Consider the following 21,955-nt stretch of genomic DNA (forward strand, 5'->3'; position numbering starts at 1 on the left):
GATGAGAAAGGGCCAGATAAGCCTTGACTTTCTGTTCGCAGTTACGCTTGTGATGATAACGATGCTCAACGTGGTCTACATAGCCACGAGCGAGAAGGGCAACGCCGAAACCTTTGACGTGACCGCGAGGCTCAAGGTGTTCTCTGTGGACATCAGGGACACCGTGGCCAAGGTATACGCCTCCGGGGACGGGTTCAGCGTGAGGAAAACCTCACCGTTCCCCCTCAAGAGCGGGGAGGGGATAGTAATCAGACTGAACGCCGATGACGACACAATAACGGTCATAGGTATCATCGGAGGGAATACGTACACGGTGGTCCAGAAGAGCCCGGTGCCCATATACACCGACAGCTCGGTGCAGTTAAATCAGGATACCGACGAGGTTTGGATCGTCGCGCGAGAGGAAGGGGGTGTGACGTATGTTGAAATCCAGACGTCGCCGTAGGGGACAGACGGCCATTGAGGTGCTCTTCATCGTGGGCATAATCCTCACCGGCATAGCCTTGATGACACCCGGTTATATTAAGGAAAGCGACACGGCCACGGTAGTGGCCTACGTTAAGAACTCGGCCGCGAGCGCCTGCGCCTACCTGAACTCTGGAGTCACGACAGATAGATATCCCCAAAGAATCCTCAACGCAATCATAACGGAGTCCAACTACACTTACAAGGCATTCCGTGTTGTGGGAGTGACCTCCAGCGAGAGCGAGGACACCATAACGGTAGGCATCATAATAGAGTACTCGGGAAAGATTGACCTCGGGGACGACGCGATAGCCGGAACGATAAGGGCATTCATAATCAGCGACCTCGCCGAGAGCGGCAACGCGAGGCTCGTTGGGGACACCCTATACTATGGGGGGCGAGAGGTGGTAATAGTCGTGAGTGTGGTGAGAGCATGAGAAGGAGGGGACAGGTACTTTCGCTGGACGCGATGCTCTCACTGATAATAGTGATCATGATCCTCGGTATGGTCAGCACGACCTCGACGGCAATGAAGAACGAGATAACCACGATGGTAGGCTGGTACGAGAGAAGCAACATAGGCGACAACATGCTCGATCTGATAATGAAAACCCCCGGAAGCCCGGACAACTGGGAGACCAATCCCTCATCTATGGTACAGCTAGGACTGGAAAACCCAGATTACCCCGACACAATTGACTACAACAAAATCGAGGCCCTGAACGAGGCGTACCAGAACAACGACGAGGCTCTCAAGGAGGCGCTCTCAAACCTCAGCCTCGGGAAGGACTTCAGCCTGGGCTTTTTCCTTACCAGAATCGAGATCGAGGGCGACGTCACAGTAGTGCCACCCACCACGGAAGGCTCGGTTGATGTCCCCTCAGGAGGACACCTCTCCATAACCCCAGTCAGGGGATACGCCTATGGGAGGGGCATATACGCGGAGTGGATAGACCCCGAGAGGGTGGACCTTGAGGGTGTTGGAAACATTCCCAACGTGATAAACATCAGTGCCGGCGAGACCTTCGTTTTCAAGCTCATCGAAGGTGGAAGCGTGAGGGTTGATGTTCCAGGTGGGGGAAGTCCCGGCGGGCCGGTGAACTACGAGATACCCACAGGAGTCACGGTTCACATAGAGGTGGAGACCGGCTACCTCCTGATAGGCTGGGCAAAGCTTGACAACGGTACCTACGAGCTCTGGATACCCTACCACCGCCAGGGCCAGCAGGTGAGGACGACCTGGGAAGGCACGGTCTGGTGGGGACAGCAGGGCGGGGTTTCCTCGTCCGATCTGGTGATAAAGTACATCTACGCTACGGAAGTCGTTCACGCCGATTACAACATCACCCTGATTAACGGCGAGTTTGTAAACGATCCTGACGAAATAAAGGCCTCGATGGACAGGTCGCCCTGGGTGACCTACTCCGAGAGGCGCGTGCCGATGAGCAAGATGATATACTCAAGCCAGTATACCGTGACCCCCTCCGACCTTCCAAAGGAGATGTACGTGGGCACTCTAACCACGACGGTTCCAGACTACATGAGCTTCAAGATAGAGTTCTCCGACCCGGGTTACGTCGTGCTCGTGGCGTGGCTCAGGGGCACCAACGTCTCAGGCTACTCCGTCCTCGCCGCGTACCGCACCGAGGAGGATCCCACCATGAAGGCCATAATCAACCAGACCATCAACGGAAACAACGTGGTGCACTACTACTCCTCCCCCAGCCCGGATTACATCGTCATACCCTGGAACGACTTCCTGACCACGGTGAAGCAGGGCGAGAGCCTTGACATCTACGTGTGGGTTTACAAGATGAAGGACGTCAACGTTATGCAGTTCATCGACCTCAACGGGATAAACACCCTGATGAAACCCCAGGTGAGCCTGGCAGTTTTAAGACTCAGCGTGTGGGATGACTCATGAGGAGACGGGGTTTCGTGTTCACCCTGGACGCGGTCCTCGCAGTACTCCTGGTAACCATGTTCGTGGTCAGCATGGTCCAGGTCACGAGCACGTCAAGCCAGGTCTACTCAACCTACATGCGCTCCCAGAGCAAGTACATGGCCGAGGACACGCTAACGATGCTTAGAACAGTACCGCTGAGAGAACTGGTGCCGCCGGAGAAGCTGGAGGAGTGGATGAGCGGAACCGACCCGGTCATCAACACAACACTCGTGACTCCGGACATGTCGCCGATAGACATAGTCTCAACTTACTGGGCCACCGACCCGCTCTATCCTGAAGTCGATTTTAAACACAAGGCCGAGATAATAATGGGTTACGTACTCAACAACACCCTGAAGGGCTACAACTACGAGATGATGATAAACGACTACACCAGCCCGTACCTTAAAAAGACCGGCTCCGACTCCTCTGCCTCACCCGACGTAATTCCCGCCACCCTCATAATAAGCGGCTACGCCTACAACCAGACCCCCAGGGGCTATATGGCGAGGGCGTTTCTGACCAAGGCGGAGTACACGAGGAGCGACCTCTTCGGCTGGTTCAGGGTTCTCGCCGCGGCGGAGTCGAGTGATGGTACAAGCAACACCCTGACGGTCACGAGGAAGATAAACATTCCGGCAGTAGATGAGGATTCCATATACGAGGCCGACGGCAACTTCATACACAGGCTCTACGAGGAAGAGGACGTGTACATAAACGGGCAGAAGGTGACGCTGACCTATTCAGAGCCCAACGCCCCGAACCTCGAGAGGTACCTCGTCCCAGGCGATAACGAGGTGAAGATGGTCTTCCGGGATTACAAGGCCCAAGACGGCTACGCGGGAGAGATAGGAATAGGTAGCGGTACCACGATCTACGTGAACTATAAGTCCAACTCACTCAACGTCGATGATCCCGGACTGGTGAAGGTTTACAACATAACCTCCAGCTACACGGGCTTCATGTACCTCCTGGAAAACTTTGTCCCCGGAAACATTACATCTATCGACATGAAGTTCAAGGTTGAGGGCGCCGAAGTCGTCAGGCTCTACTACGGTCTCGGCGGAAACCTCTACCTCCTAGCAGAGAAGAGGGTTGATCCCAATTCCATCGAGACGGTGGAGTTCACGAACAGTACTATAGCGGACGCCCTCGATGATTACGGGATAACCTACGAGGACCTCTCAAAGATGGTCTTCGACTTCGTTATCGCCGTGGACGCCAAATACGATGATGATAAGCAGCATTTCTACTACGGAGGCGCCAGCTCGGACTCGTACCCCTGCAACGACTGCGGAGGTGTGCGCGAGAGGGTTCTCTACGGATACCCCGATTCGTACGTTAAGATTGGCTACATTTCAAAGGTCGTCACCTCAAGATACAGCATACCCCTATCCATATACGTGGACTATAACGACCCCACATACAGCGACCCCACGGGTTACCACTGCGGCGTTCAAACGTACAAGAGCATGAGCGTCTCGTACACTCTTCCCTCCAAGGCTATTCCCTGGTATGCGGACCTGTGGGTCGGTTACTGCTTTGACAGCTCCACCACCCAGACCCTTGAGGAGAACGGGGAGGAGTTCTACTCGGGTCCCAACGGGAGGTATGCCATAAGGATAGCCTACACCAAGATGTTCGACTGGATGATGAGGGAAGGCGACAACACCTTCACCGCCACCCTGTCCGTTGGAGTGAACGAGGGTGGGACTTCTTACAGGGAGGGTGCCACCAGAGGAATAATCAAGTACTTCATCGAGGGTTACGCGGGCTACGGCGAGGTGTTCCCCAAGGCCCTCCAGGGATACCCCGATTACCAGGGCTACCGCCTCCAGTACTACTACGGGCCCAGCAGCGAGCCCAGAACGATCCTCATAGGCGACCCTCCATACAAGGACATATCTATAGATGAACTCGATCCCACCAGATACGCGGTGGACGACGCGATACTCAGGCTGTTCGAGAAGCTGAACTATGAAAACGACCAAAACCCCGACGAATGGAAGAGCGAACCCTTCGACGGCTCCAGGGAGAATCCTATAGACGTGGACCTGCCCGAGAGTGTCAGGATCGACTTCGTCTCAATGGGAAACATACCTGGACTCTTTGAACCGATAACGATAACCCTTCGCGTCTGGAGGGAAGGCTGATGAGAAGGAGAGCCTACATCATAAACTCCACGGTCATACTCCTAATCATACCCCTGATGCTCCTCCTCGCCACCTACGAGGACGTCTCCTCCCAGATAATCTTCGCCCAGAGCGAGAGAATGCAGGTTGAGAGAACATATAGAGTCGTATCGTACGTCGAGCTGGACCTCCAAAGGGCCCTGGAAATATCAGGAAAGAGGGCCCTGGTCACGGTCGTTGATTACATAGCCAGCACTGGCAATTTCCTCGATCCCCAGACCAGCCCCGCCAACGTCACCATTCGTGACCTGGTGCTCTTTAAAGAGGCCAGTGGAATCTCCCAGAGCTACGTGGACAAGATAATGAAGGATCAAACGCTGAAGAAGTGGCTGATAAACGTCTCCACCGAACTGAAAAAGCAGGGCTACACGATGGAGATAAGCAACACCCCCCTGACAGACCTCCAGACGATGAGCGACCGCGAGCTGAGGGATTTCCTCATCAACAACGTGGACATAACCGTTGCCCCCCTTGACTCATTCAGGATCGTCATAAGGGCCAGACTGGAGAACGTTAAGATATACGACTCGGCCAGCAATGTTATTTATGAAGGGCAGATCCCGAGAAAAGGGTACGTTTACTCCATAATCTCCATACAGGATCTCGAGGATCCGATGTTCTCGGCCCTCACGAACGGAAGGTACTTCCGCTCCATTCAGCCCTGCAACTACACCTATCCCGAGCTCATAGACAGGCCGATGAAGGTTCTCTACGGCAACGGCAACAGCGACAGGGACCACGTGGCCGGGATATACAAGAGCGCCCCAGATCTGGATTACATCTTCTTCGGTCCAACCTATCCCAACGCCGACGCCCACGCGTACGTTTTGAAGTCAGGAAGCCCCTCCGATGGTACTCCCTTCCTGAACGGGACGGTATTCCAGCCTGGAGGGGACCCGGTGGACCCATCTAAGGTTTTTAAAACGGGGGATCTTGGAGTCTTGGTCTTCAGCGACACCAGCTCGAGCAACTGGTGCGACGCTTCCTACAAATGGAGGGTTAACATCACAATACCCTGGACACCCCAGGGAAGCCTCGTTCTCCTGAAGGTCCCTACCTCGATGTTCCCAGGCATATACGCCACGGAAGACATGGCATCGCTGGTAATATACGACGGAAATGGCAACTGCGGCCAGGTGGATTTCTGGATAGAGTACTGGGGAAGCACCTACGCCTGGATCTGGATAAAGTCCACCGGAACTACCTACTCAATATACTTCACCGACGACCCAGCCCGGGCAACTACCGGGTATAACGTGGACCAGATGTTCTGGCTGATAGACACTTTTGATGGCAGCGCAGGTTCAGCCCCGAACTCCGCACTCTGGGAGAATCCGGGCGGGGCGTACCTGGACGGAAACGGCAACGTGGTGGTTCCCGCCGGTGCGGAGAAGCTCGTCCTCCAGACTCTCGACACCCTCAGCGGGAGCTTTTTCATCAGGTTCAAGATGGCCCCTGAAAGGGCGGTGAGGGACTTCGACGCGGGGGCACAGGTGGAGCCTGAGGCGATCGTGCAGGAAGGGTACCTCAGGATCAGAGTGAACTACCCCTCAAACGCCAGGGACGTTCAGATACCCGTGCACTTAAATTCCACGATAGCCCAGGTGATCCTCCATAACGACCTGAACGAGGCCCAGATTGAAGTGTACTCCGACCCGGAGATGACGTCTCCCCTGCCGTTCTGGATAGAGTACTGGAACGACGACGGCGCCCTCATATGGATACGTGGGGATCTGCCGGGAACCTTCTACATCAGGTACAACACCGGAACCTACCGCAGGGGCAACGGCGAGGCCGTGTTCCCCTTCTTCGATGACTTTAACGAGACCCTTTCAAAGTGGATAATCGACCCCCACGACCAGGGGGCAGGGGTTAGTTTGAACCCAGAAGGTACGGGGACAGTAACTATAGACGGGGGAGATTCACTGTTTGCGATGGTGAACAAGGACCCGCTGGACATAACATACGACTTTGCGGTCAGGTTCAGAATGAAGCCAAACTTTGATTCCAGAAGGGACTGGAACGCTGGAATTGGAGTGTGGGACGGTTGGATCAGATTGGTAGGGGCGAATCGGCGGGCTAGATATTACATAGCCGAACAACTCTTCACCGATGATATAAACAGCGGGAACGATCCCATGGCAATTCACTGGGTGGAATGGGGATACTCTGGAACCTGGTGGATAGAAAACTGGTGGTATGACAACGACGACCTCGACGACGGGCAGGTTTCGAACAGAGACTACGACTACCACACCTATGAAGTCAAGGAAATCTACAACACCAGCGCGAGCTTCACGGACTTCACGAGAGACGTTACCAACAACTACGATGAAACCTACAAGACCCTCTACTCCTACCTGAAATACATATTCCTAGTCATAGACAGCGAAGACGAAGACAGGGGAGCAACCTACGACTGGATATTCGTCAGGAAGCTGATAGACGACGATAAGCTGTCGTACGATATAACAAACCACGCAATATCCAACAGCCTTCAGTTCATAGACGACACGAGCGCCACCAGTGAGGATCACGGCGGCGATTTCCTGGGAATACTGAAGGACTGGGGGGACAGCCTGGTCTCGACGTCAAGCGCTCCAACCTACACCTCATACACCTACCGCTATGAGGTGAACTTCACACCCTCCAACGGCAATGTTGAACTATCCTTTGCGCGCATATCCTCCACGGGTTCCATCAATCGCGTCGAAACCTCTGTGTCGGGGTATCCCGCGGATAGCCTGAAGGTCGGAATCGTCATCGATAACACCCGCGACAACGATGCGTACTTTGACTGGATAGTAATAGGCCTCGGCAACTACTACCCCGTCAAACCAGCCCAGATAACCTCCTCGGGCGTTGAAACAGCCCCCGAAACCACAGCCACCTACAACTCCAAAGCCTACGATCTCCAGCCCTTCGTGGAGTGCGTGATGGATATGAAGTACTTCGGAACTTACTCCGGCTGGTCCTTCTTTGAGAGGCTGGAGAACAGCGACGACAACCACGCCAACTACTTCAGGCTCTCAATGGAGATGCAGGACGAGCTCGGGATAAAGTACGGTGACGAGTACTACCCGATAGGCCTCGTCAGCTTCATGGTTCCCTACAGAACCTACGATGAGAAACTGTACAACCTGTTCAGCGACCTCCAGAAGAACCCGGAGGAGGGCGTTTCCAGCGTGGATTACAACTTCCTCAACTACTACTTCAAAGAGGGAGCCTCCATAACAGGGCAGGGATACCGCATATGGGGCATCTCCTACGCCTATCCGGACGACGTGAACACGGTGCTCGGTAATCCTCTGGAAGTTCCGTTCTTCATGGACTACGAAACAGCCACTGCCATCTTTGGAGCTGAAGGAGCGAACGACCTGCTGAAGAGGTGAAATCATGGGGCTGGAAGATTTCCTCTACCGCATTGGTGAATCGGTGTACTCAGCCGGTGCCAAGGTCAGGGCATTTCTTTTTCCCACTCCCGGGGAAAGGCCACCGGACTTCAGTCTGATGAAGAGGCTCACCAAAAAACCGCTGACGGTTCACGAGTTCCTAAGCTTAAGGCTGCAGGTGGCGTTTCTCCTTTACCTCTTTGCCAATCTGGCAATGCTCCTCCTCCGGCTGAACCCCATCTGGATAACGGTGTTTGGAGGGCTGTACTTCCTGTACATCAGGTACACACTCGCCAAGAACTGGAGCTTCTTCATAGACCCCGAGCCATATCGGGCTTTCTACTACGGAATCTCGGCCGTAACCCTGGCCGCGTTCCTTGGCTACACCCTCGTGAGAAGGGTCGCTACCTCGGTTTACTACTACTATGGCTACCTCCTGATGGTCTTCGCAGCGGTGATGGCGTTCCGCTGGTACTTCAAGCAGAGATACGGAAGGGACTACACCTACGGCATCGTGGAGGAAGTAAAGGGAGACCTCGTAAGAGTCTTCGTCCACGACGACATAGCGGCAAACGTCAAGCCGGGTCACTACTGGGTTGACGCCGTGGAGGACCTCGCAGTGGGAAGGGTCGTTAAGCTTTTGGTCGAGGACAGGAAGCTTAGGGGCGCGGTTCCGATCAGGATACTCGAGGTGTACCTTGGTCAGTCCTCCCACAGCTCAACCGAGCCGAAGGAAGAAACCGAGTGAAGAATCAGAAGGAAAATCGAGTGGCAGGGCTCAACGAGGTTGGTCTTCACAAAGCCTTCCCCATTCCTCATTATCTCCAGGGGTTCGGTGCCAGAGCACTCGGGGAGGATTAGAACGCGCTCGTTCTCCATGATTATCCGGAATCCAAGCCCTTCGCAGGTTCTGGCGATGAATTTCCGGAATCCTTCCCAATCGAGGATCTCAACGCGGTAGTAGATAGTGTACCCCAATCTATCACCGTTGATAGTAATACATGGAACCTTAAAAAGTTTTCGGACTTGCAATCGCGCATCGTAAGGAGTAACGTTTAAGCAACGCCGCGCATTTGAAAATAAGGGGCGATGAGGAAAGAACCCGTTGCCGAGAAAAATGAGGAGAGGACCGACTAGCTGAGCTCCCCACAGAGCCTGGCGAAGTTCCTGTAAACCTCCGCTCCCCTCTCCGTGTGGGCAACCTCCGGGTGGAACTGGACGCCGTAGATGGGCAGGCTCTCGTGCTTCATGGCCTCAACCGGACAGGTCTCGCTCCTCGCGAGGAGCCTGAAGTTAGGTGGCAGCTCTTTCACCTCGTCCATGTGGCTCTCCCAGACCCTCAACTTTTCCGGAAGCCCGCGGAAGATGTCGTCCTCCTCGACTATTTCGATCTCGACGAGGCTGTACTCTGCTTTTTCACCCCTGCCGACCTTCCCCCCGAAGTGCCTCGCTATCAGCTGGTGACCGAGGCAGATGCCGAGGATCGGGACGTTGAACTCGTCGTAGTGCTCAAGAACAGCAGAGCAGTTGCCGGTCCTGTCTATGTCCGGCCCGCCGGAGAAGATTATGCCCTTCGGCTTCATCGCCTTTATCTCCTCAAGCGGCGTCGTGTTCGGGATTATCTTCGCCTCGACGCCGAGGTACCTCAGGGTTCGCCAAATCCTGTGAACGTACTGCCCGCCGTTGTCCATTATGACTATCATTTCACCACCTCCAAGAATTTGAAAAACTCATCGTGCTCATCAACCAGGTAGAAGGCCCGTAAGCCGAGGGATTTGGCCAGCCCGACCATCTTTTTGTCGTTCGTCACTAGAACCGCTCCCAGGTAGCGGGCGGTTGCGATGAAGTATATGTCCGAGGCCTTGTGATGGGTCTGAAATGCAACCTCCCGAAGGTCTTCAATGAGCAGTTCCTCGGGAACCCACACGACGATTTCGCCGTAGTAGTCCAACGCCCTCTCGACCCGCTCGCGGTCGAAGTACCTCGAAAGAACCGCCACGAACTCCACTTCACCCAAACGGGGAGAGTACAGTTCAAGAACGCCCTCCTGGGCAAGTTTGATGACCCTCTCTGCAACCTCGGTCCTTTCCGGGTAAAAGCTGGAAAACAGGTGAAAAACCACGGAAGTGTCTATGACGACCCTCATGTCTCCTCCTCCCTGAGGCGCAGGAGGTAATCAGTCGGGTCCTCCTCAAAGCGCTCCCTCGTGAGTTCTCCCCTCATCTCCCTGGCCAGCTCAAGGAAGTCCCCGCGGTATATCCTCACCCTGAGCCTCTGTCCCTCCCTCAGCTTGAGTGGCTTGAGGGGCTTCAGAACCCCGTTCTCGTAAACCACCTCGATGATCTCGCCCATGCTCCCACCGCTTTAAATTCTCCCCGAAAATAAATAAAGGTTCTCACTCGAACTCGATCGTCGCCGGAGGCTTGTTGGTGACGTCGTAGAGCACCCTTCCAACATCGGGAATCTCGCTCGTTATCCTGAAGGCTATCCTCTGGAGGACCTCGAAGGGGACGTTCATGGCATTTGCCGTCATGCCGTCGAGGCTCTCAACGACGCGAACCGCTATCGTTTCCTTGTAGGCCCTTATGTCGCCCTGAACGCCGACGGTCTTCACTCCCAGCAGAACGGCGAAGGCCTGCCAGGGTCTCAGCCCGGCCCTCTCGATTTCCTCCTCGACTATGGCGTTGGCTTCCCTGACGATGGCGACCTTCTCCGGAGTAACCTCACCAAGGACACGGACGGCAAGACCCGGCCCCGGGAAGGGCATGCGGTTGTATATCTTCTCCGGGAGGCCGAGCTCCCTGCCAAGCTCCCTGACCTCGTCCTTGTAGAGGTCGCGGAGCGGCTCGATGAGCTTGAGGTTGAGCCTCTCGGGCAGACCTCCAACGTTGTGGTGGCTCTTGATTTTGCCCTTGCTCTCAATCCAGTCCGGGGCTATGGTTCCCTGAATGAGGAACTGTGCGTCAATCTCTCTAGCCACCTCCTCGAAGACCTCAATGAAGACCCTGCCGATTACCTTCCTCTTCTCCTCCGGATCGGTTACGCCTTTGAGCTCTCTGAAAAAGCGCTCGCCGGCGTCGACGTAGTGCAGGTTGAGCCCGAACTCGTCGCGGAAGGTCTTGACGACGAATTCTGGCTCGTTCTTCCTCATGAAGCCGGTGTTCACGAAGACGGCGTGGAGTCTGTCGCCAATCGCTTTGTGAGCAAGCACCGCTGCGACCGAGCTGTCAACGCCGCCGGAGAGGGCTATTATGGCCTTCCCGTCACCGACCGTATTCCTTATCTCCTCAACCTTCTCCTCGATGAACCTCTCCCACATGAGCACCACCTTTTTGCCAACCATTCGGACGTCAATTTATAAACCTATCCGAGCGGAAATTAGACAGTTTCACGTCAAAATTTCATCGAGCCGATCCTCCTCTAATCCCTGCATCAGCTCCATCGCGATTCTCCTCCCCGTGCTAACGGGTTCGTCATAGCGGAGCCAGCTGTAGGGCGAGCCGTGGACGAAGGGGTTCGTTCCCGCCACTATCCTCGCGGAAATCTCGAAAACCACAAAGTCCAGCTCCTCTGTGAAGACACCCTCAAGGCAGAACGGCCCCCACAGGCCGCCCATCAGCTCCTCGGCAGCCTTGACCGTCCTCTCGCCGGCCTCGATAATATCGATCAGCAGGCTCTCCCTGAGAACGAGCGGTATGTTGCCCACCACCGTGTAGTTGGTGTTAATTTCGAGGTCGAGCTGCTCTTTGGCCGGGATCCTTCCTATCGCGTCGGCGTTGGACTCATACCTTCTGTCTATGCTCATCAGCTCCAGCTCGCGGTTGAGCTTCGAGTAGAAGTAGTGGGGATAAACCGGGACGCCGAGGACGTACTCCTGAATCTGAACCCTTCCAAGGTCTTCTTTGTCCCTGATGCCGAGCCTCTCGGCTTTCTTCCAGAAGTCCCCGGGGCTCTTGGCCAAAAAGTAGCCCTTTCCACCGCCCGCGCCGAAGGGCTTGACTATGACCGGCCCCTCTATGTCGTCTGGGTCCTCGTAAACCCTCGGGAGGTGGAGCTTTGCCCTCTCGAGCCACTTCCTCTCGAGGTTCCTGTCGCTCTCCCACTTCAGCACCTCTTTGTTGCCGTAGTAGGGGACGCGCATTTTTTCAACAAGCTCGATTCCGAGGTGGGCGACGAAGGAACCGGTTGGTATGACGACCGCATCGAACTCAAGCAGCTCTTCCTCCGGATAGGTTCCCCCAATGAAGTAGTCCGCCACAGGGAAGTAGCGCGTGTAGAGGGGCTTAACGCGGGGGTTTCCAAAGGCCACCGTCTCTAAACCCTCGTCCTTTGCCCCCTTCAAAATCTGGAGGGCGGAGTGGGAGGCATAGGTCGCTACCCTCATTCCTCCTCACCCAGAAGCTTTGGCAGGGACTCATGGATTGCCCTGAGCTCTTCGAGGGGCTTCCGGAGGAGCTCCCTTCCGTCCCAGAGGAAGGCCGCCTCCTTTCCGCCGGCCCTTCCGATGACGGCGAAGTCCCTGAAGATGGCATTAAGTGCATCGAGGTTCTCCTCCGGGAAGGCCACGATATAGCGGGAGTGGCTCTCGCTGAAGGCGACCTCGATTGGGTTAGAAGTTTCGGTGGGAACCTTTGAGAGGTCTGCCGTGAAGCCCGTGTTTCCAGATAGGGCCATCTCAGCGAGCGCCACTGCTATTCCTCCCCTGCTCACATCGTGCACCGCCCTAACGAGACCCTTCCGTATAGCCTTCAGAATCCCCTCGGCGTTGGCCCTCTCCACCTTAAGGTTTACACGGGGGGCAAAGCCGCCCTCGACTCCAAAGACCCTGTAAAGTTCTGAACCGCCGAGTTCAGGCCTTGTGAAGCCGACCACCGCGATGAGCAGGCCCTCTTCCAGCCCCATCTCCGGAATTTCCTCAAGCTTTACCTTCCCGAGGCCGGCAACGACGGGGGTCGGCTTTATCGGCCTGTTAACGATCTCGTTGTAGAAGCTGACGTTGCCGCTGACGTACGCCAGGCCAAAGGCCTTGGCAGCGTCGGCCAGCCCCCTCACCGTCTCGGCGAAGCTCCAGTAAACATCGGGCCTCTCGGGCGAGGCAAAGTTGAGGTTGTCCACCAAGGCCAAGGGTTCAGCTCCAACGCCCACGAGGTTCCTGACGACTTCAGCGACGGCACCCATCGCACCTTGGTAGGGGTTGAGGCGGCTGTGGTTTGGACTTCCGTCGGCAACGAAGGCCAGGCCGTACTCGTCGTTGAGCTTCAGGACGGCGGCGTCTCTCCCGGGCTTGAGGACGGTCCTCCCCTGAACCTCGTGGTCGTACTGCTCCCAGACCCAGCGCTTGCTCAGGACGTTCGGACTGCTCCAGACGAGGTTGAAGGCCCTCTCGAAGGGGACGTCAGGCGTCTCAGCAGGCTTTTCGATGCTGTAGGGCTTCATCTCCCACTCTATCGTTGGAACGTTCGTTAGGAGCTCGATGGGCATGTCAGCGACCTTCTCGCCCTTCCAGTAGATGATAAAGCGAGGCTCCTCAACGACCTCCCCAACAACCGTCCACTCAAGGCCGTACTTCTCGAAAATCTTTCCGAGGGCATCGACGTCGGCTTCACTAACCGCGAAGAGCATTCTCTCCTGGCTTTCGGAAATCATTACCTCGGTAACGCTCATCCCCGGCTCGCGGAGGGGAACTCTGTCGGCGTAGATTACCGCGCCGAAGCCCTTCTTCCCTGCCATCTCGGAGGCGGCGCAGGTTAAACCGCCACCGCCAAGGTCTTTTAGAGCCTTCACTTTACCAGTGTAAACCGCTTCGAGCGTCGCCTCGATTAGGAGCTTCTCCGTGAAGGGGTCGGGAATCTGCACCGCGGAGCGGTCTTCCTCCTCCGCGTTCTCGCCCAGCTCCTCGCTGGCGAAGGTGACGCCGTGAATCCCGTCCCTCCCGGTTCTGTTACCGACAAGGATGAGTTTGAGACCGGACTCGGTGACGTAGCTGTGGACGAGGTGCTCGGGCCTCATAATCCCAACGCAGGCAACGTTGACGAGGGTGTAATTATCGAGGCTCTCATCGAACTCGGTTTCTCCTCCGACCGTCGGGACACCTATCCTGTTGCCGTAGTCGGCTATGCCCTTGACGACGTGCTCAAAGAGATACCGGTTCCGCTCCTTTTCCAATGGTCCGAAGCGTATCGGGTCAAGCAAAGCTATCGGCCTTGCACCCATACAGAGTATGTCCCTGACGATTCCACCGACGCCCGTCGTCGCTCCACCGTAGGGCTCCACAGCTGAGGGGTGGTTGTGGCTCTCGATTCCAACCGCTATCCAGGTCTCATCGTCAAACCTGATTATTCCAGCGTCCTCACCGGGGCCCAGAATCACGTGCTCGTTCTCGGTCGGCAGGAGCTTCAGCCACGGCCTGCTCGACTTGTATGAGGCATGCTCACTCCACATAACTTCGAGCATAGCCCATTCGAGCTCGTTAAGCTCTCTCCCAAGCCTCTCACGGATGAGCTTCTCCTCGTGGGGGAACATTCCATCACCTCCTCGCCCACTCCACCATGCTCCTGAAGAGCCTCAGGCCGTCCTCGCTACCCAGAAAGCGGTCGCTCGCGCGCTCCGGGTGGGGCATGGTTCCGAGGACGTTGCCCATCTCGTTGGCTATGGCGGCTATGTTCAGAACCGAGCCGTTTGGGTTCGCTTTTTCGGTTACGTTGCCCTTTTCGTCGCTGTACTGGAAGACGATTCTGACCTTAGAGGGGTCGTCTACGTAGTAGTTGCCCTCCGCGTGGGCTATCGGCATTCTGATAACCTCGCCGGGCTCGTAAAGGGTAGTAAAGGGCGTTTCAGTGTCTTCAACGCGGAGGTGCACCCATCTGCAGAGGAAGCGCGGTATCCTGTTCGGCCTCAGCGCCCCCGGAAGGAGACCGGTCTCGGTAAGGATTTGAAAGCCGTTGCATATCCCAAGAACGGGCCTCCCCTCGCGGGCGAACTCCTTAACCTCTTCCATTATCTCCTGCCTCGCCGCTATCGCTCCGGCCCTAAGGTAGTCGGCGTAGCTGAATCCCCCTGGGAGAACGATGCCGTCGAAGTCCCTGAGATTAGCTCTGTACCAGACGCGCTCGGCCTCTGCACCGGCCCTCCTTATGGCCCTCTCCGTCTCGAAGTCGCAGTTTGTTCCGGGGAAGACGATGACCGCGAACTTAACCATCTCAGCTCACCGGTTCGATGCTGTACTCGTAGTTGTGGATCAGCGGGTTGGCAAGGAGCTTTCTGCACATCTCCTCGACCTCTCGCTCAGGCTTCTCGCTCTCCAGCTCGAACTCGAAGTACTTGGGAACGCGAAGGTTCTCCACCGCGTAGCCGAGGTTCCTGAGGGCGTTTCCTATGACCCTTCCTTCCGGGTCGTTGAGGCCTTCCTTGAGGCGAACGATGACGGTAACCTTCCACTTCATTTCAACCACCTCACGTTACCACCTTCTCAAGCTCGTCCAGCTCAACCGCGCGCTTTATCTCCAGGGCAATCCTCCTTCCGGTGCTCATCGGCTTCCTCCAGAGGGCGTTACCATAGGGGTGACCCATCGCCATGTGGATGTTGGTTCCACCGCCCGTCCTCGGCGCTACATCGTAGATGTAGAAGTTGAGATCCTTGTCAACGGCCGTCTGGAGCGTAAAGGGCCCGATTATTCCGGGTGGATAGTACTCCTGCGTCGCCCTGACGTAGCGCTCGGCCATGTCGAAGACCTTCTCAAGAAGGCTCTCACGGAGCGTTGAGGAAGCGTGGCCCGTCACGGTGTATTCCGGCTCGAACTGGTGCTCTGGCAGGGTCAGCTGCTGGCTCGCCGGAAGCCTCACGTGGCCGTCCAGGCTCGTCTCGAAGCGCCAGTCGATTCCCAAAAGCTCAATCTCCCCATCTATCGGCGAGTAGAAGAAGTCGAAGTTGAAGACCGGGCCTATGATGTAGCGCTCGATTCTGGCCCTCACGAGGTCCTCCTCGGTGATTACGCCGAGCCTGATGAGCCTCTCCGCCTTCTCGCGGAACTCCTTGTAGCTTGCCGCCGTGAAGAAGCCGCGCTCAAGCCTCTTCTTTGCGTGCGGCAGCTTGACGATGACTAGGCCGACCTCATCACTCTCTTCTGGGCTAACGGGCTCCGGGTAGGGAAGACCGGCCTTCTCAAGGAGCCAGTAGTAGCTCTTCTCCTCGCTCCTCTCCTCGCTCCGAAGCAGGTTCCTGCTCCCGAAGAGCGGAACGCGGAAGTCGTTCTCCACCCTGTCTATGCCCGTGTAGACCACGAAGGAGCGGTTTGGCACAAAGATTACGTTCCTCCTTACCAGCTCCTCCTGGACGTCAATGATTTGGGCAAACTTCTCAAGGACCATAACCTCGTCAATGAAGCCCTTGGTTAAACCGTCCTTCGTCTTCCTCAGCTTGAAGTACTCCGCATAGGTCCTGTGCCTGCCCCTCTGGGCGACAACTAAAACTGGAAGGCCCTCCTCCTTTGCTCCATCGGCTATGTCCAGCGCGGAGTGGCTTCCGAGGACGCCGACGGTTATCTTCTCAGGGTCGTACCTCTCAAGGACTCCTAAAATTTCCTCACGGCTTATCATCTTAACCACCTCAGCATAAATTCGGCTCAAAATCCTTTCCGAGCTCCCTCATAACGCGTATTCTCTTCTCCACGCTTCTCCACGTCCCAACGTCGCGCCTGTAGAACAGTTCACCACGCACATGGCCAATGGCATTCTGGGCTATGCTCTCGGCTTCATCGAGGGATTCGGCGATTCCAACGACCGCTATGGCGCGCGAACCGAGGAGCGTAAAGTTCTCATCAATGGACGCGTAGTAGAGCCTAGCCCCGGATTTAACAACGGCCTCCTCATCTACCCCGACCTTAACGCCTTTAACCGGGTTCGTTGGATAGCCCCTCGGTGCGAGGTACTTGACGACGGTGGCTTTGTTCTCAAACTCCGCCTTCCTGAGGTTGCCGTCAACGATTCCCTCAGCGATCTCAAGCAGGCTCGTCCTGAGGAGCGGGAGGACGTTCATCGCCTCGGGGTCGCCGAAACGGGCGTTGTATTCTATGAGAACGGGCCCATCTTTGCTCAGCATGAACTGGCCGTAGAGGATCCCCTTGTAGGGCGTTCCGTTCTTCCGCATGGCTTCAACGGTCGCTTTCAAAGTTTCAAGGGCCTTTTCGTAGTCCTCGCGCGTCACGAAGGGGAGCAGGCCGTTCGCGCATGAGTATGAGCCCATGCCGCCGGTTATGGGGCCCTTATCGTCCTCGTAGGCGTGGGGATAGTCCTGGGCGAGGGGCATCGGAATCACTTTCTTTCCGTCCGTAAAGACCTGGAAGGTGAACTCGACGCCGTCGGTGCGCTCCTCGATGAGAACCCTACCGTCCTTCCTAATCAGCACCTCGGCGTAGGCTTTGGCCTCCTCGTTGTCCCTCAGCTGGTAGCCCACAACTTTGACGCCCTTTCCGCCGGTGAGGCCGATTGGCTTCACCACGACCGGCTTCCCGAAGTCATCTATCCACGAGCGCATCTCGGTAACGTCTGTGAAAACCCTGAAGGCCTTCCTTCCCGGAATCTCGTTGCGCTCCATGAAGGCCCTCGCGAAGGCCTTGTCGGTTTCGAGCCTCGCCGCCTCCCTGCTCGGGCCGACCGCTGGAATCCCGTTCTCTTCGAGCATATCAACGATGCCCCTCTCAAGTGGTGCCTCCGGGCCGATGAAGGCCAGCTCGACGCCAAACTTTCCAGCATAGGCGAGAACCCTCTCGACGTCCGTTTCCTTGGCTAAACCGTAGCCCTTCGCGAGCCTAGTGAGGCCGGGGTTCCTGTGCTTTGAAACCACGTAAAGTTCCGCACCGTCCCTTACGAGGGCCTCACCTATGGCGTTTTCCCTACCGCCGCCTCCAACGAGCAGAACCTTCATGAGCTTCACCATTTATCTGTCAAAAATTACAACTTTTAAGCTTTGTTTTTACATTAAAATGGCAAAACTTATAAAGTGTCGCGGACAATTTCTTTCGGTGAAGCCCATGAAGGTGCTCGTGGTTATGGGAAGCAGGAGCGACTCCCATATAGCGGAGAAGGTTACGGCAGTTCTCGACGAGTTTGGCGTTGAGTACGACGTTGAGGTCGCCTCGGCCCACAGGAATCCGAAGAAGGTTGAAGAGCTAGCTAAGAAGGACTACGACGTTTTCATAGCGATAGCGGGCCTGAGCGCAGCTTTGCCAGGAGTCATAGCGGCGCACACGGTCAAGCAGGTGATAGGCGTCCCGGTCTCGGCCAAACTGAACGGCCTCGACGCGCTACTCAGCATCGCCCAGCTGCCGCCGGGGGTTCCAGTAGCGACGGTCGGCATAGACAACGGCAAGAACGCCGCTTTGCTCGCGATAGAAATCCTTGCCCTGAAGGACGAAAACCTGGGGAAGAAGCTTGAAGAGTACAGGGAAAGGATGCGGGCGTAAGCCCGCATCGAAACACGGGCTTATTCCACCCGCAACCTTATTTGAGCCGAAGCTCAATACTATTTTAGCCTACAATGTGGAACACTTCGGCCCTTTTAAATCTTTCCTTTTTCCATCGAACTGTAACAAAGTGTTAATTATAGCAGGTGCTTTCTCCTTTCGTAATCCTGTTGATGCCAACCCGAACTCCGGGTTCTAAGCTCCACAGCGTGGGCAACCATCTCGGCACGTCTCTTTGCCTCGGCAATGTCTTTGGCCCAAGCCAAGGCGACGCCGAGCCTCCTTCCAGGATAAGCTTCGGGCTTCCCGAAGAGCCTCACCGTCGCGTTCGGGACGCTGAGGGCCTTTGAAAGACCGCGGAAGCCCGGGGAGTAGCCTGAAACGTTGGCCTTGATTACGTGTGTAGCTGCTGGCGTCAGGAGCGGGAACAGGCGATAACCTTCAACCCACTCGCCGGGAATCGGGAGGCCGAGGACCGCCCTGAGGTGGAGTCCAAACTCCGAGAAGCCAGTCGGGTGGGAGGCGAGGGTTACCATGCCCGTGTCGTGGGGCCTCGGGGAGACCTCGTTCGCCCAGACCTTGTCGCCCTTAACGAACATCTCAACGCCGAACAGTCCGAGGCCGCCGAGAACGTCGGTGATGCGCTTGGCTATGCGGTAAACCTCTCGCTCGGCCTTCCCGCTTATCTCGGCCGGCTGCCAGCTGGAATGATAGTCGCCGTCAATCTGGTAGTGGCCGACCGGCTTCGGGAAGGTGGTAACGATCTCACCGTTCTCGTCGTAGTGCCTGACGGCAAGCTCGGTTATCTCAACGTCGAAGTCTATGTGCTCCTCGACGATTATCTTCTCGGCGCTGCCGCGGGCCTTCTTCTTGGCCACCTCCCAGGCCTTTGGAACGTCCTCCGGTCCCTTCACGAAGTAGGAGCCCTTTCCAGAGGAGCTCATTATGGCCTTGGTGTGGCAGGGGTAGCCTATCTTCTCGCAGGCCTCGTAGAGCTCGTCGAGCGTAGTCGCATAGGCGTAGCGCGAGGTTGGAACTTTAGCTTCCTTCACGAGCGTCTCCCTAGTCCTCTCGCGGTGCATCGCTATCCAAGTTGCCTTTGCGTTCGGAACCACGAAGTAGCCGTCTTTCTCCAGCTCGAAGAGAGCGTCGAGGTTTATGGCCTCTATCTCAGGGATTATCGCGTCGGGCTTTTCCCTCTCGACGACCGAGAAGAGGAAGTCAGCCTTACGCATGTCACCGACGTAGGAGCGGTGTGCAACCTGCATGGCCGGAGCGTTGGCGTATCTATCGAGGGCCACAACTTCAACGCCGAGCCTCTGGGCCTCGATGGCTATCTCCTTCCCGAGCTCACCGCTCCCGAGGAGGAGTATCTTTTGGGCCGAGTCGGTCATGGCCGTTCCGAGTTCATCGCGGAGCTTAATCATGGGCACCACCTCAAGTTTTGACGTTAAGATGTTAAAAATTGCTTATATTTAAGTCTTTTTAAGCAGAAAGATGGCAAACCTTTTAAGCATGCCCGAGAACTATCGGCGGTGATGCTCATGTTTACCTACGCCCAGGCGGGAGTTGATGACGAGAAAACTGCGAGGGCCCTTAAAGGAATCATAGGGCTCGCAAAAGCGACCTTCGAGTTCAGGAGAGGAAAACCCGGTGAACCGGCCGAGAATCTGGGCCATTACGCAGCTTTACTTGACTTCCGTGACTTCTACCTTGCCATGACGACCGATGGAGTTGGAACCAAGGTGCTCGTTGCCGAGGCCGTTGGAAAGTTCGACACGATAGGGATAGACATGATAGCCATGAACGTGAACGACCTGCTCTGCGTTGGGGCGGAGCCGGTTGCCCTCGTCGATTACCTTGCCGTAAAGGAGCCGGACGAGAAGGTTTTTGGGGAAATAGGGAAGGGCCTCCACGAGGGGGCAAGACAGGCGGGAGTGGCGATAGTCGGCGGGGAAACGGCGGTTATGCCCGATTTGATAAACGGCTTCGACTTGGCGGGAACCGCCATCGGCGTGGTGGATAGAGAGAAGGTCATCACGGGTGAGAAGATAAGGCCCGGCGATGCGGTTATTGGCATAGCGAGTTCGGGAATCCACTCCAACGGCCTGACCCTTGCAAGGAAGCTTCTAATCCCTAAATACGGCCTCGACTACGAGTACGAAGGCAGGAAGCTCTGGGAGTGGCTTTTGGAGCCAACGAGGATTTACGTGAAGGCGGTTCTTGAGCTGCTGGAAAGTGTCGAGGTTCACGGCCTGGCACACATAACCGGCGGCGGGCTGACCAACCTCAAGCGCCTCACGAACCACGGCTTCAGGCTGAAGATGCCACCCATTGATGGTATATTCAAGCTCGTCCACGAGAACGGCGTTCCGCTGGAGGAGATGTTCCGCGTTTTCAACATGGGGGTCGGCTTCGTCGCGGTGGTCCCGCAGGGGGAGAAGGAGGCCGCTTTGGAAATCCTAAACAAACACTTCGAGAGCTTTGAGCTTGGAACCGTCACGGAAAGGCCAGGAATAACGATAGAGAACTACGGGGTAAGGCTTTAAGCCCCTCTCCCAACTTTTTTCGGTGGTCCCATGGAGCTAACCGTAAAGAAGAAGGCATTCCTTGAGAACCTTCCGGCTGTCGTTGAGGGGGCCGTGAAGGAATATGGGCCCCGATTGAGAAAGATTGTTATCGAAGAAGACGCGAAGGGCTGCTACACCGTCTGGATAACTCACGAGTCCGAACGGCAAGCGTTTTAAGCCCCAGCCCTTTCTAGGTACCATGAGGCCGAGGCCCGTTCCTGAGAAAGCGGTCCTGCTGGGAAAAGATCTGGTAATAGCGGACCTCCACATAGGATTTGAGGAATCGATGGCCAGGGAGGGCAACTACGTCCCCAACCTCCTCGACAGGCTTATCCAAGAGGTTCTGGCCGTTGTGAAAAAGGAAAGGCCGAAGAGGCTCATCATCGACGGCGACCTGAAGCACTCGTTCGTCCCGTTCAGGCGGGAACGGGAGGAGCTGGAGAGATTCTTCGACGCCCTTGAGGGCGAAGTCGATGAGATAATAGTGGTCAGGGGAAATCACGACCCGGGAATACTGTGGCTGAGGGAGAGGGGAGTTGAAATCGTGGACAGGTTAGAAGTCGGAGGGTGGACCCTGGTCCATGGCCACAGGCTGGAGGAAGGAGAGAGGTTCATAATCGGCCACGAACACCCCGCAATAAGGCTGAGGGACGAGGTGGGGGCAAGCGTGAAGGTACCGGCTTTTCTGTGGGGCGAGAGGCTTATCGTCCTGCCAGCCTTCAGTCCCTGGGCCTACGGTAACGATGTGACGAGGGAGAGAGTTTCGCCGTTCCTTCAGAAGTTCGGCACCTCAAAGTTGCGCGTGCTGGTGCCCGTCGAGGGAGAGCTCCTGGATTTTGGGGAGCTGGGAAGGCTTGCCAAAATCCTCAAGAGGCTCGGCCCAGTTTGAATTTAGGAAGCAAAAAGTTTTTAATCAAACCCGAAAGAGTTC

Annotated in this window: 22 protein-coding genes; 10 read left to right on the top strand and 12 right to left on the bottom strand. The window is 56.1% G+C overall.

Annotated features, from left to right (window positions below; all coding sequences use genetic code 11):
• The first annotated feature begins 1 nt into the window (after position 1).
• The 6 genes from CL1_RS04020 to CL1_RS04045 are packed head-to-tail and all read left to right on the top strand — an operon-like array spanning position 2 to position 8,742.
• On the top strand, positions 2-445 hold the full coding sequence (locus CL1_RS04020) for a hypothetical protein (protein ID WP_014788611.1): 444 nt from the start codon (positions 2-4) through the stop codon (positions 443-445).
• Positions 420-902 carry a hypothetical protein gene (locus CL1_RS04025; RefSeq protein WP_048151910.1) on the top strand — a complete coding sequence of 161 codons (483 nt, stop codon included), beginning with the start codon at positions 420-422 and terminating at the stop codon, positions 900-902. The genes CL1_RS04020 and CL1_RS04025 overlap by 26 nt, the downstream gene beginning before the upstream one ends.
• Positions 899-2,389, top strand: a complete 1,491-nt coding sequence (locus CL1_RS04030; protein WP_237266274.1) for a hypothetical protein — start codon at positions 899-901, stop codon at positions 2,387-2,389. Before CL1_RS04025 ends, CL1_RS04030 begins: the two co-directional genes overlap by 4 nt.
• Positions 2,386-4,563, top strand: a complete 2,178-nt coding sequence (locus tag CL1_RS04035) for a hypothetical protein (protein ID WP_014788614.1) — start codon at positions 2,386-2,388, stop codon at positions 4,561-4,563. The genes CL1_RS04030 and CL1_RS04035 overlap by 4 nt, the downstream gene beginning before the upstream one ends.
• On the top strand, positions 4,563-7,994 hold the full coding sequence (locus CL1_RS04040; protein WP_014788615.1) for a DUF2341 domain-containing protein: 3,432 nt from the start codon (positions 4,563-4,565) through the stop codon (positions 7,992-7,994). Before CL1_RS04035 ends, CL1_RS04040 begins: the two co-directional genes overlap by 1 nt.
• Positions 7,995-7,998: 4 nt before the next feature.
• Entirely contained in the window at positions 7,999-8,742 is a 744-nt protein-coding gene (locus tag CL1_RS04045) for a DUF2101 family protein (protein WP_014788616.1), read from the top strand.
• Here CL1_RS04045 and CL1_RS04050 read toward each other — a convergent pair.
• From CL1_RS04050 to purD, 11 genes are all read right to left on the bottom strand, one after another.
• Positions 8,697-8,972: a hypothetical protein gene (locus CL1_RS04050; protein WP_048151913.1), complete on the bottom strand. Its 276-nt coding sequence runs from the start codon at positions 8,970-8,972 to the stop codon at positions 8,697-8,699. The two genes, CL1_RS04045 and CL1_RS04050, sit on opposite strands and share 46 nt — an antisense overlap.
• 155 nt (positions 8,973-9,127) lie before the next feature.
• A complete protein-coding gene (locus tag CL1_RS04055) occupies positions 9,128-9,697 on the bottom strand; it encodes a GMP synthase subunit A (RefSeq protein WP_014788617.1) in 570 nt (189 codons plus the stop codon).
• A complete protein-coding gene (locus tag CL1_RS04060; protein ID WP_014788618.1) occupies positions 9,694-10,140 on the bottom strand; it encodes a type II toxin-antitoxin system VapC family toxin in 447 nt (148 codons plus the stop codon). The genes CL1_RS04055 and CL1_RS04060 overlap by 4 nt, the downstream gene beginning before the upstream one ends.
• Positions 10,137-10,346 carry an antitoxin family protein gene (locus CL1_RS04065; RefSeq protein ID WP_014788619.1) on the bottom strand — a complete coding sequence of 70 codons (210 nt, stop codon included), beginning with the start codon at positions 10,344-10,346 and terminating at the stop codon, positions 10,137-10,139. Before CL1_RS04065 ends, CL1_RS04060 begins: the two co-directional genes overlap by 4 nt.
• A gap of 43 nt (positions 10,347-10,389) precedes the next feature.
• Positions 10,390-11,313: a glutamine-hydrolyzing GMP synthase gene (gene guaA, locus CL1_RS04070; RefSeq protein ID WP_014788620.1), complete on the bottom strand. Its 924-nt coding sequence runs from the start codon at positions 11,311-11,313 to the stop codon at positions 10,390-10,392.
• A 69-nt stretch (positions 11,314-11,382) separates the two neighbouring features.
• On the bottom strand, positions 11,383-12,378 hold the full coding sequence (locus CL1_RS04075) for a formate--phosphoribosylaminoimidazolecarboxamide ligase (protein ID WP_014788621.1): 996 nt from the start codon (positions 12,376-12,378) through the stop codon (positions 11,383-11,385).
• Complete coding sequence (gene purL / locus CL1_RS04080) at positions 12,375-14,516, bottom strand: phosphoribosylformylglycinamidine synthase subunit PurL (protein ID WP_014788622.1); 2,142 nt, start codon at positions 14,514-14,516, stop codon at positions 12,375-12,377. The genes CL1_RS04075 and purL overlap by 4 nt, the downstream gene beginning before the upstream one ends.
• 4 nt (positions 14,517-14,520) lie before the next feature.
• On the bottom strand, positions 14,521-15,192 hold the full coding sequence (gene purQ / locus CL1_RS04085; protein ID WP_014788623.1) for a phosphoribosylformylglycinamidine synthase I: 672 nt from the start codon (positions 15,190-15,192) through the stop codon (positions 14,521-14,523).
• A 1-nt stretch (position 15,193) separates the two neighbouring features.
• Positions 15,194-15,436 carry a phosphoribosylformylglycinamidine synthase subunit PurS gene (purS, locus tag CL1_RS04090; protein ID WP_014788624.1) on the bottom strand — a complete coding sequence of 81 codons (243 nt, stop codon included), beginning with the start codon at positions 15,434-15,436 and terminating at the stop codon, positions 15,194-15,196.
• 10 nt (positions 15,437-15,446) lie between these two features.
• On the bottom strand, positions 15,447-16,589 hold the full coding sequence (locus CL1_RS04095; protein WP_014788625.1) for a formate--phosphoribosylaminoimidazolecarboxamide ligase family protein: 1,143 nt from the start codon (positions 16,587-16,589) through the stop codon (positions 15,447-15,449).
• A 10-nt stretch (positions 16,590-16,599) separates the two neighbouring features.
• A complete protein-coding gene (gene purD / locus CL1_RS04100) occupies positions 16,600-17,916 on the bottom strand; it encodes a phosphoribosylamine--glycine ligase (RefSeq protein WP_014788626.1) in 1,317 nt (438 codons plus the stop codon).
• 106 nt (positions 17,917-18,022) lie between these two features.
• Here purD and purE point away from each other — a divergent pair, with 106 nt between their 5' ends.
• On the top strand, positions 18,023-18,454 hold the full coding sequence (purE, locus tag CL1_RS04105) for a 5-(carboxyamino)imidazole ribonucleotide mutase (RefSeq protein WP_014788627.1): 432 nt from the start codon (positions 18,023-18,025) through the stop codon (positions 18,452-18,454).
• A 137-nt stretch (positions 18,455-18,591) separates the two neighbouring features.
• Here purE and purT read toward each other — a convergent pair whose 3' ends face one another.
• Positions 18,592-19,881: a phosphoribosylglycinamide formyltransferase 2 gene (gene purT, locus CL1_RS04110; protein ID WP_014788628.1), complete on the bottom strand. Its 1,290-nt coding sequence runs from the start codon at positions 19,879-19,881 to the stop codon at positions 18,592-18,594.
• 117 nt (positions 19,882-19,998) lie between these two features.
• On the opposite strand from purT, the gene purM reads away from it, so the two are divergent.
• From purM to CL1_RS04120, 3 genes are read left to right on the top strand one after another with little or no spacing between them, the layout of a single operon-like run.
• Positions 19,999-21,003, top strand: coding sequence for a phosphoribosylformylglycinamidine cyclo-ligase (purM, locus tag CL1_RS04115; RefSeq protein WP_014788629.1), 1,005 nt, complete (start codon positions 19,999-20,001; stop codon positions 21,001-21,003).
• A gap of 30 nt (positions 21,004-21,033) precedes the next feature.
• On the top strand, positions 21,034-21,201 hold the full coding sequence (locus CL1_RS10745) for a hypothetical protein (protein ID WP_014788630.1): 168 nt from the start codon (positions 21,034-21,036) through the stop codon (positions 21,199-21,201).
• 22 nt (positions 21,202-21,223) lie between these two features.
• Positions 21,224-21,913 (top strand): metallophosphoesterase, encoded by a 690-nt coding sequence (locus tag CL1_RS04120; protein WP_014788631.1) that lies wholly within the window; start codon positions 21,224-21,226, stop codon positions 21,911-21,913.
• Positions 21,914-21,955: the final 42 nt, after the last annotated feature.

The organism is Thermococcus cleftensis (assembly GCF_000265525.1).
Classification (GTDB): domain Archaea; phylum Methanobacteriota_B; class Thermococci; order Thermococcales; family Thermococcaceae; genus Thermococcus; species Thermococcus cleftensis.